The 9,274-nt window shown below is 62.4% G+C and carries 8 protein-coding genes; 7 read left to right on the forward strand and 1 reads right to left on the reverse strand.

Annotated features, from left to right (window positions below; all coding sequences use genetic code 11):
- Positions 1–43: 43 nt before the first annotated feature.
- The gene (locus HX855_RS12300) at positions 44–757 is read right to left on the reverse strand and encodes a tellurite resistance TerB family protein (RefSeq protein WP_177083614.1); all 714 of its coding nucleotides are present in this window, start codon (positions 755–757) and stop codon (positions 44–46) included.
- A gap of 169 nt (positions 758–926) precedes the next feature.
- Between HX855_RS12300 and HX855_RS12305 the strand changes: the two genes are divergently transcribed.
- The 7 genes from HX855_RS12305 to HX855_RS12335 all read left to right on the forward strand — a co-directional run bounded on the left by HX855_RS12305 (position 927) and on the right by HX855_RS12335 (position 9,255).
- A complete protein-coding gene (locus HX855_RS12305) occupies positions 927–1,838 on the forward strand; it encodes a LysR family transcriptional regulator (RefSeq protein ID WP_003209548.1) in 912 nt (303 codons plus the stop codon).
- Between the two features lie 133 nt (positions 1,839–1,971).
- Complete coding sequence (locus HX855_RS12310; protein ID WP_177083612.1) at positions 1,972–3,429, forward strand: gamma-aminobutyraldehyde dehydrogenase; 1,458 nt, start codon at positions 1,972–1,974, stop codon at positions 3,427–3,429.
- A 72-nt stretch (positions 3,430–3,501) separates the two neighbouring features.
- The gene (ydcS, locus tag HX855_RS12315; RefSeq protein ID WP_177083611.1) at positions 3,502–4,653 is read left to right on the forward strand and encodes a putative ABC transporter substrate-binding protein YdcS; all 1,152 of its coding nucleotides are present in this window, start codon (positions 3,502–3,504) and stop codon (positions 4,651–4,653) included.
- Positions 4,654–4,887: 234 nt separating this feature from the next.
- Entirely contained in the window at positions 4,888–5,922 is a 1,035-nt protein-coding gene (locus HX855_RS12320) for an ABC transporter ATP-binding protein (RefSeq protein WP_177083610.1), read from the forward strand.
- A 1-nt stretch (position 5,923) separates the two neighbouring features.
- Positions 5,924–6,853, forward strand: a complete 930-nt coding sequence (locus HX855_RS12325; RefSeq protein ID WP_177083609.1) for an ABC transporter permease — start codon at positions 5,924–5,926, stop codon at positions 6,851–6,853.
- On the forward strand, positions 6,843–7,652 hold the full coding sequence (locus HX855_RS12330) for an ABC transporter permease (RefSeq protein WP_177083608.1): 810 nt from the start codon (positions 6,843–6,845) through the stop codon (positions 7,650–7,652). Before HX855_RS12325 ends, HX855_RS12330 begins: the two co-directional genes overlap by 11 nt.
- A gap of 178 nt (positions 7,653–7,830) precedes the next feature.
- On the forward strand, positions 7,831–9,255 hold the full coding sequence (locus HX855_RS12335) for a gamma-aminobutyraldehyde dehydrogenase (protein WP_177083607.1): 1,425 nt from the start codon (positions 7,831–7,833) through the stop codon (positions 9,253–9,255).
- Positions 9,256–9,274: the final 19 nt, after the last annotated feature.

Below are 9,274 nucleotides of genomic sequence, written 5' to 3' on the forward strand. Positions count from 1 at the left end.
CATAGGCGGCCGTTACCTAAACACCGGATATGTACTCAATCGATCAGCCAATCACAGCCTGCCGCACCTGCTTCTCCAGCTCAACCTTCAACCCCGGCTCCAACTTAAGCTGCCGCGCCAACTCATCAAGATAGGCCTTCTCCATGAAGTTCTCCTCGTCCACCAACATCACACTCGCGATGTACATCTCAGCCGCCATCTCCGGCGTACTGGCCGCCCGCGCCACATCCGCCGGGTCCAGCGGTTTGTTCAGCTCCGAATGCAGCCAGCGCTGCAATTCCTGATCATTATCCAGCTTCACAAACTCCCCTTCGATCAACGCCCGCTCACGCTCATCCACATGCCCATCCGCCTTGGCCGCCGCCACCAGCGCCTTGAGAATCCCCTGGCTATGCAACTCAACCTGCGCCGCCGGCAATCGGTCAATCGTCTGCGGCTCACCCTGGGGCGCACTGGCCTGCTGCGCCTGCCAATTGCCATAAGCCTTGTAGGCAATCACACCCAACGCCGCCAGCCCACCGTAGGTCAGGGCCTTACCCCCAAACTGGCGGGCTTTCTTGTTACCCAGCAACAGCCCCATGGCGCCGGCTGCAAGGGCTCCGCCACCCGCACCACCGAGCAAGCTACCCAGCCCGCCGCTGCCGAGCAGGCCACCGAGGGCACCTTTGTCCTCACCTTTACGCTGCCCACCCGCCTTGTTTTGCAGCATGTCCTGGCCGGATTTGAGCAGTTGATCGAGCAATCCACGGGTATTCATTCACAGCCTCCAGAAACTCAGGTTCACAGGACCCATAAGGCCCCCAGCGTAAAACTAAGTGCCAAAAAGCCCCGATATAGAGTGCTTCCAGATGTAACGCGCCTACCCCTCAATTAAAACGATATACACTCGAACAAATCTATAAAAACACCCCACTGGTAATTCCAGCATGATGACCTTGCGTCAGATCCGTCACTTCATCGCCGTGGCCGAGACCGGCTCGATCTCCGCCGCCGCCCAGACCGCCTTCATCTCCCAGTCCACCCTGACCCTGGCGATCCAGCAGCTGGAACAGGAAATCGGCGTCAACCTGTTCAACCGCCACGCCAAGGGCATGACCCTGACCCACCAGGGCCATCAGTTCCTGCGCCAGGCACACTTGATTCTCGCCACCGTCGACAACGCCAAGCGCAGCCTGCAACAGAGTACCGACCAGGTAGCCGGGCAATTGATCATCGGCGTGACCAGCCTGGTGGCCGGCTATTACCTGGCAGACTTGCTCACCCGCTTCCAGCGCGCCTACCCCAACGTGGAAATCCGCGTGATGGAAGACGAACGCCCCTACATCGAGCACTTGCTGGTCAGCGGTGAAATCGATGTCGGCGTGCTGATCCTCTCCAACCTCGAAGACCGCCACGCCTTGCAAACCGAAGTGCTGACCCACTCGCCCCACCGTCTGTGGCTGCCGGCCCAGCACCCGTTGCTGGAACACGACAGCATCAACTTGGCGGACGTCGCCCGAGAGCCGCTGATTCAACTCAACGTCGATGAAATGGGCCACAACGCCCAACGCATGTGGACCGGCGCCGGACTACAACCCCGGGTCACGCTGCGCACCGCGTCGACGGAAGCCGTGCGAAGCCTGGTCGCCGCCGGCCTCGGTGTGTCGATCCAGCCGGACATGACTTACCGCCCCTGGTCCCTGGAAGGCGACATCATCGAGGCCCGGCCGATTGCCGACCTCAGCCAGACCCTCGACGTGGGCCTGGCCTGGCGCCGGGGCACGGCACGCCCGGCGCTGGTGGACCCGTTCCTGACGGTAGCCCGCGAACAGCCTCACCCGCGCAAGCCATCTATTTAATCGAATGCTGCTTTCAGTATTTAGTATTTGTTGACCGTGCGCCTGACCTCTAGTCTCTGCTCATCCCCTAAGAGAAGGTCAGGCGCCTCGCACGAGAACAGCCATGACCACACAAGAAAAGAGATCGCGAAAAATGTCTGGCGCGCCCACACCGCTGCTCACTGCGTTGCTGATCGACGGCGAACTGGTCGCAGGCGAAGGCTTTGTCGAGCCGATCATCAACCCGGCCACCGGTGAGATCCTCACCCATATCGCCGAAGCCAGTACCGAGCAGGTTGAAACCGCGATTCTCGCCGCTCACCGCGCCTTTGCCGGTTGGTCGCGGACCACGCCCCAGCAGCGTTCGAACATTCTCCTGGGCATCGCCGATGCCATCGAGAAACAAGCCGACTACCTCGCCCGCCTCGAATCCCTGAATTGTGGCAAGCCGTTGCACCTGGCGCGCCAGGACGATTTGAGCGCCACCGTCGATGTGTTTCGCTTCTTCGCCGGCGCCGTGCGTTGCCAGACCGGGCAACTGAGCGGTGAATACCTGCCGGGCTACACCAGCATGGTGCGCCGCGATCCGATCGGCGTGGTCGCCTCGATTGCGCCATGGAACTACCCGCTGATGATGGCCGCCTGGAAAATCGCCCCGGCCCTGGCCGCCGGCAATACCCTGGTGTTCAAGCCCTCCGAACATACCCCGCTGTCGATCCTGGCCCTCGCGCCAGCCCTCAACCAATTGTTGCCACGCGGGGTGATCAACATTCTGTGTGGCGGCGGCGAAGGCGTCGGCAGCCATTTGGTCAGCCACCCGAAGGTGCGCATGGTGTCGTTGACCGGCGATATCGTCACCGGGCAGAAAATCCTCCAGGCCGCGTCCAAGACACTCAAGCGCACCCACCTGGAATTGGGCGGCAAGGCCCCGGTGATCGTGTGCAACGATGCCGACCTGCAAGCCGTGGTCGAAGGCGTGCGCGCCTACGGTTATTACAACGCCGGCCAGGACTGCACCGCTGCGTGCCGCATCTACGCCCAGGCGGGGATTCACGACAAGCTGGTGGCCGACCTCGGCGCCGCCGTCAGCAGCCTGCGGTTTGCCGGCAAGCGCGATGCCGACAATGAACTCGGCCCGCTGATCAGCACGCGCCAGCGCGACCGCGTGGCCAGCTTTGTCGAGCGTGCCCTCGGCCAGCCGCATATCGAACGCATCACCGGCGCCGCCGTGCATTCCGGCGCCGGGTTCTTCTATCAGCCAACGCTGCTGGCCGGTTGTAAACAGAATGATGAAATCGTGCAGCGCGAAGTGTTCGGCCCGGTGGTCACCGTGACCCGCTTCGACGAGCTGGAGCAGGCAGTGGACTGGGCCAACGACTCGGAATACGGCCTGGCCTCTTCCGTGTGGACCCAGAACCTGGACAAGGCGATGCAGGTGGCGTCGCGCCTGCAATACGGCTGCACCTGGATCAACAGCCATTTCATGCTGGTCAGCGAAATGCCCCACGGCGGCTTGAAGCGCTCGGGGTATGGGAAAGATCTGTCCAGCGATTCGCTACAGGACTACAGCGTGGTGCGACACATCATGGCGCGCCACGGCCAGCACCTTTAAAACAACAACTACGCTCATGCACCACCTGCTGCAAAAACTGCCCCGACCATAATTAAAGAAGAGGGAACCCCCATGTCTGCGCACAAGACCGCACTGCTCAGTGCCCTGACCACCGCGCTGCTGGCCAGTGTCAGCATCCAGGCCGCCGAACCGCTCAAGGCGGTGGGTGCCGGTGAAGGCCAGTTGGATATCGTCGCCTGGCCCGGCTATATCGAACGTGGCGAAAGCGACAAGAACTACGACTGGGTCACCGGTTTCGAGAAAGAGACCGGCTGCAAGGTCAACGTCAAGACCGCCGCCACCTCCGATGAGATGGTGAGTTTGATGGCCAAGGGCGGCTACGACCTGGTCACCGCGTCGGGCGATGCCTCGCTGCGGCTGATCGGCGGCAAGCGCGTGCAGCCGATCAATACCTCGCTGATTCCCAACTGGAAGAACATCGACCCACGCCTCAAGGATGCACCGTGGTACGTGGTCGGCCAGCAGACGTACGGCACACCGTACCAGTGGGGCCCGAACGTGTTGATGTACAACACCAACGTGTTCAAGACCGCCCCCACCAGCTGGAACGTGGTGTTTGAAGCGCAGAACCTCCCCGACGGCAAGCCGAACAAAGGCCGCGTGCAGGCCTATGACGGCCCGATCTACATCGCCGACGCGGCGCTGTACCTCAAGGCCACCCAGCCGGAACTGGGCATCCAGAGCCCGTACGAGCTGACCGAAACCCAGTACAAGGCCGTGCTCGACCTGTTGCGCGCCCAGCAACCGCTGATCCACCGCTACTGGCATGACACCACCGTGCAAATGAGTGACTTCAAGAACGAAGGCGTGGTGGCCTCCAGCGCGTGGCCGTATCAGGTCAACGGCCTGGTGAACGAGAAGCAGCCGATTGCCTCGACCATTCCGAAGGAAGGCGCCACCGGCTGGGCAGATACCACCATGCTGCACGCCGACGCCAAGCACCCGAACTGTGCCTACAAGTGGATGGACTGGTCGCTGCAGCCGAAGGTCCAGGGTGACGTGGCCTCGTGGTTCGGCTCGCTGCCGGCGGTGCCCGCCGCGTGCAAGGAAAGCGAACTGCTGGGCGCCGAGGGTTGCAAGACCAACGGTTTCGACCAGTTCGAGAAGATCGCCTTCTGGAAAACCCCACAGGCTGAAGGCGGCAAGTTCGTGCCGTACAGCCGCTGGACCCAGGATTACATCGCGATCATGGGCGGCCGCTAAGGCCTCCCAGGCGACACCGGCCCCATGTGGAAGGGCTTGTGTGGGAGCTGGCTTGCCTGCGATAGCAGCACCTCGGTCTAGCTGAAAGACCGAGGTGCCTGCATCGCGGGCAAGCCCGGCTCCCACAGAAGAGCTCCCACCTTTCGACTGGGTCGCCCTCTACACCGCGTTAATTTTTTCAGAAGTCCAGGCCGGGCCGCTGCGACGACCCGTACCTTTTTGGAGCACCGCACCATGACGCTTGCAGTCCAATTCACCCACGTTTCCCGTCAGTTCGGCGAAGTGAAAGCCGTTGACCGGGTTTCCATCGATATCCAGGACGGCGAGTTCTTTTCCATGCTCGGCCCTTCCGGTTCGGGCAAAACCACGTGCCTGCGCCTGATCGCCGGTTTCGAACAACCCAGTGCCGGCTCCATCCGTATCCACGGCGAAGAAGCCGCCGGCTTGCCGCCCTATCAGCGCGACGTGAACACGGTGTTCCAGGATTACGCGCTGTTCCCCCACATGAACGTGCGGGACAACGTGGCCTACGGCCTGAAAGTCAAAGGCGTGGGCAAGACCGAGCGCCTCAACCGTGCCGAAGAAGCCCTGGGCATGGTTGCCCTCGGCGGCTACGGCGACCGCAAGCCGGTGCAACTCTCTGGCGGCCAGCGTCAACGCGTGGCCCTGGCGCGCGCACTGGTCAATCGCCCTCGTGTGCTGCTGCTCGATGAGCCCTTGGGCGCCCTCGACCTGAAGCTGCGCGAACAGATGCAAAGCGAGCTGAAGAAGCTGCAACGCCAGCTCGGCATCACCTTCATTTTCGTGACCCACGACCAGACCGAAGCACTGTCGATGTCTGACCGTGTGGCCGTGTTCAACAAAGGCCGCATCGAGCAGGTCGACACCCCGCGCAACCTGTACATGAAGCCCGCCACCACCTTCGTCGCCGAGTTCGTCGGCACCTCCAACGTGATTCGCGGCGAGCTGGCACAACGCTTGAGCGGTAACCCGCAGCCCTTCTCGATCCGCCCGGAACACGTGCGGTTCGCCGAAGGCCCGCTGGGCAGCGGTGAAGTGGAAGTCAGCGGCCTGCTGCATGACATCCAGTACCAGGGCAGCGCCACCCGCTATGAACTGAAACTGGACAATGGCCAGGCCCTGAACATCAGCCAGGCCAACAACCAGTGGCTGGACACCACCGCCGGGCATCAAGTCGGCCAGGCCATTACCGCACGCTGGGCGCGGGAAGCCATGACCCCGCTGACCGACATCGCAGGCGAGGTGTGACATGAGCCTGGCCCTGTCCCAACCCCCGATGCGCAGGTTTTCCAACCTGCTGTACAAGAAGCCCAACCTGTACCTGTCGCTGCTGCTGGTGCCGCCGCTGATCTGGTTCGGCGCGATCTACCTGGGGTCGTTGCTGACCTTGCTGTGGCAAGGGTTCTACACGTTTGACGACTTCACCATGGCGGTCACCCCGGACCTGACCCTGGCCAACTTCGCCGCGCTGTTCCAGCCGTCGAACTTCGACATCATCGTGCGTACCTTGAGCATGGCGATTGTGGTGTCCATCGCCAGCGCCATCGTCGCCTTCCCCATCGCCTATTACATGGCGCGCTACACCACGGGCAAGACCAAGGCGTTTTTCTACATCGCCGTGATGATGCCGATGTGGGCCAGCTACATCGTCAAGGCCTACGCCTGGACCTTGCTGCTGGCCAAGGGCGGCGTGGCGCAGTGGTTCGTGCAGCACCTGGGCCTGGAGCCGGCGTTGCAATTCATCATGGGCATTCCCGGTGTGGGTGGCAGCACCTTGAGCACCTCGCACCTGGGGCGGTTCATGGTGTTTGTGTACATCTGGCTGCCGTTCATGATTTTGCCGATCCAGGCCTCGCTGGAGCGTTTGCCGCCCTCCTTGCTGCAAGCCTCGGCAGACCTCGGCGCCAAGCCGCGCCAGACTTTCATGCAAGTGATTCTGCCGCTGTCGGTGCCGGGGATTGCAGCAGGTTCGATCTTCACGTTCTCCCTGACCCTGGGCGACTTCATCGTGCCGCAACTGGTGGGCCCGCCGGGTTACTTCGTGGGCGGCATGGTGTACGCCCAGCAAGGCGCCATCGGCAATATGCCCATGGCCGCAGCGTTCACCCTGGTGCCGATCGTGCTGATCGCAGTTTACCTGTCCATCGTCAAACGTCTGGGGGCCTTCGATGCACTCTGAAAAAGCCTCACCGAGCTTAAAAATCGCGGCCTGGGGCGGGTTGGTTTTCCTGCACTTCCCGATCCTGATCATCTTCCTCTACGCCTTCAACACCGAAGAGGCGGCGTTCAGCTTTCCGCCCCAGGGCTTCACCCTGAAGTGGTTCAGCGTGGCCTTCTCGCGGCCGGACGTGCTGGAAGCCATCAAGCTGTCGCTGCAAATCGCGGCCATCGCCACGCTGATTGCCATGGTGCTCGGCACCCTGGCGTCGGCGGCGCTGTATCGCCGGGAGTTCTTCGGCAAGCAGGGCATCTCGCTGATGCTGATCCTGCCGATTGCGCTGCCCGGGATCATCACCGGTATCGCGTTGCTCGCGACCTTCAAGACGCTGGGGATTGAGCCGGGGATGTTCACCATCATCGTCGGCCACGCGACCTTCTGCGTGGTGATCGTCTACAACAACGTGATCGCCCGTTTGCGCCGCACTTCCCACAGCCTGATCGAAGCCTCGATGGACCTCGGCGCCGACGGCTGGCAGACCTTCCGCTACATCATCATGCCCAACCTCGGCTCGGCGTTGCTGGCCGGCGGCATGCTGGCGTTTGCGCTGTCGTTCGACGAAATCATCGTCACCACGTTCACCGCCGGCCACGAACGCACCTTGCCGCTGTGGCTGCTCAACCAGTTAAGCCGGCCACGGGATGTGCCGGTGACCAACGTGGTGGCGATGCTGGTGATGATCGTGACGATGTTCCCGATCCTGGGCGCCTATTACCTGACCCGCGGCGGCGAAAGCGTGGCCGGTAGTGGCGGTAAATAACTGACAACACATTGCCCCTGAAGGAATGAGATTCAAATGTGGGAGCGGGCTTGCTCGCGAAAGCGGTGGATCAGTCACCTGATGTATCAACTGAACGATCGCATTCGCGAGCAAGCCCGCTCCCACACTTGAACCGGTTTCGGCAGGGGAAACGATGCAGCTTTAAGAGGACTGAACCATGCAAACCAAACTGCTGATCAACGGCCATCTGGTCGAAGGCGAAGGCCCGGCGCAGCCGGTGTTCAACCCGGCGTTGGGCCGGGTGCTGGTGGAGATCAAGGAAGCCAGCGAAGCCCAGGTCGACGCCGCCGTACGCGCCGCCGACAGCGCCTTTGAAGGCTGGTCTCAGACGCCGCCGAAAGACCGCTCGCTGCTGTTGCTCAAACTCGCCGACGCCATCGAGGCCCACGGCGCAGAACTGGCCAAGCTGGAATCGGACAACTGCGGCAAACCCTACAGCGCCGCGCTGAACGACGAGATCCCGGCGGTGGCCGATGTATTCCGCTTCTTCGCCGGTGCCAGCCGCTGCATGAGCGGCTCGGCCGGCGGTGAATACCTGCCGGGCCACACCTCGATGATCCGCCGTGACCCGGTGGGCGTGATCGCCTCCATCGCGCCGTGGAACTACCCGCTGATGATGGTCGCCTGGAAAATCGCCCCGGCCCTGGCCGCCGGTAATACCGTGGTGCTCAAGCCGTCGGAACAAACCCCGCTGACCGCGTTGCGTCTGGTGGAGCTGGCCGCTGAGATTTTCCCGGCCGGTGTGCTCAACCTGGTGTTTGGCCGTGGGCCAAGCGTGGGCAGCCCGCTGGTGAATCACCCGAAGGTGCGCATGGTGTCGCTGACGGGCTCGATTGCCACCGGCGCCAACATCATTTCCAGCACTGCCGACAGCGTCAAACGCATGCACATGGAACTGGGCGGCAAGGCGCCGGTGATCATCTTCAACGACGCCGATATCGACGCGGCCGTGGAAGGCATTCGCACCTTCGGTTTCTACAACGCGGGCCAGGATTGCACGGCGGCGTGCCGGATTTATGCACAGGCCGATATCTACGATGCGTTCGTCGAGAAGCTCGGCGCGGCGGTCGCCAGTATCAAATACGGTTTGCAGGATGACCCGGCCACCGAGCTGGGCCCGCTGATTACCGCCCAGCATCGCGACCGCGTGGCCGGGTTTGTGGAGCGTGCCGTGGCGCAATCCCACATTCGCCTGATCACGGGTGGCAAGGCGGTGGAAGGCAACGGGTTCTTCTTTGAGCCGACGGTATTGGCCGACGCGCAGCAGGACGACGAGATCGTGCGCCGCGAGGTGTTCGGGCCGGTGGTGTCAGTGACCAAGTTTAATGACGAGGCCCAGGTATTGGGCTGGGCCAATGATTCGGACTACGGCCTGGCGTCCTCGGTGTGGACCGCCGATGTCGGCCGCGCCCACCGCCTGGCGGCGCGCCTGCAGTACGGCTGCACCTGGGTGAACACCCACTTCATGCTGGTCAGCGAAATGCCTCACGGCGGTCAGAAACTGTCTGGCTATGGCAAGGACATGTCCATGTATGGCCTGGAGGACTACACCACCGTTCGCCATGTGATGTTCAAGCACTGACCCATAACCCTGTCGAAGC

Origin of the sequence: Pseudomonas sp. IPO3778, from assembly GCF_013386825.1 — a bacterium.
Classification (GTDB): Bacteria; Pseudomonadota; Gammaproteobacteria; order Pseudomonadales; family Pseudomonadaceae; genus Aquipseudomonas.

Bases quoted from the DNA above. Each gene is read 5' to 3' on its own strand.
- ydcS (WP_177083611.1), top strand. From the start codon at position 3,502: ATGTCTGCGCACAAGACCGCACTGCTCAGTGCCCTGACCACCGCGCTG.
- HX855_RS12305 (WP_003209548.1), top strand. From the start codon at position 927: ATGATGACCTTGCGTCAGATCCGTCACTTCATCGCCGTGGCCGAGACC.
- HX855_RS12310 (WP_177083612.1), top strand. From the start codon at position 1,972: ATGTCTGGCGCGCCCACACCGCTGCTCACTGCGTTGCTGATCGACGGC.
- HX855_RS12335 (WP_177083607.1), top strand. From the start codon at position 7,831: ATGCAAACCAAACTGCTGATCAACGGCCATCTGGTCGAAGGCGAAGGC.
- HX855_RS12300 (WP_177083614.1), bottom strand. From the start codon at position 757: ATGAATACCCGTGGATTGCTCGATCAACTGCTCAAATCCGGCCAGGAC.
- HX855_RS12330 (WP_177083608.1), top strand. From the start codon at position 6,843: ATGCACTCTGAAAAAGCCTCACCGAGCTTAAAAATCGCGGCCTGGGGC.
- HX855_RS12325 (WP_177083609.1), top strand. From the start codon at position 5,924: ATGAGCCTGGCCCTGTCCCAACCCCCGATGCGCAGGTTTTCCAACCTG.
- HX855_RS12320 (WP_177083610.1), top strand. From the start codon at position 4,888: ATGACGCTTGCAGTCCAATTCACCCACGTTTCCCGTCAGTTCGGCGAA.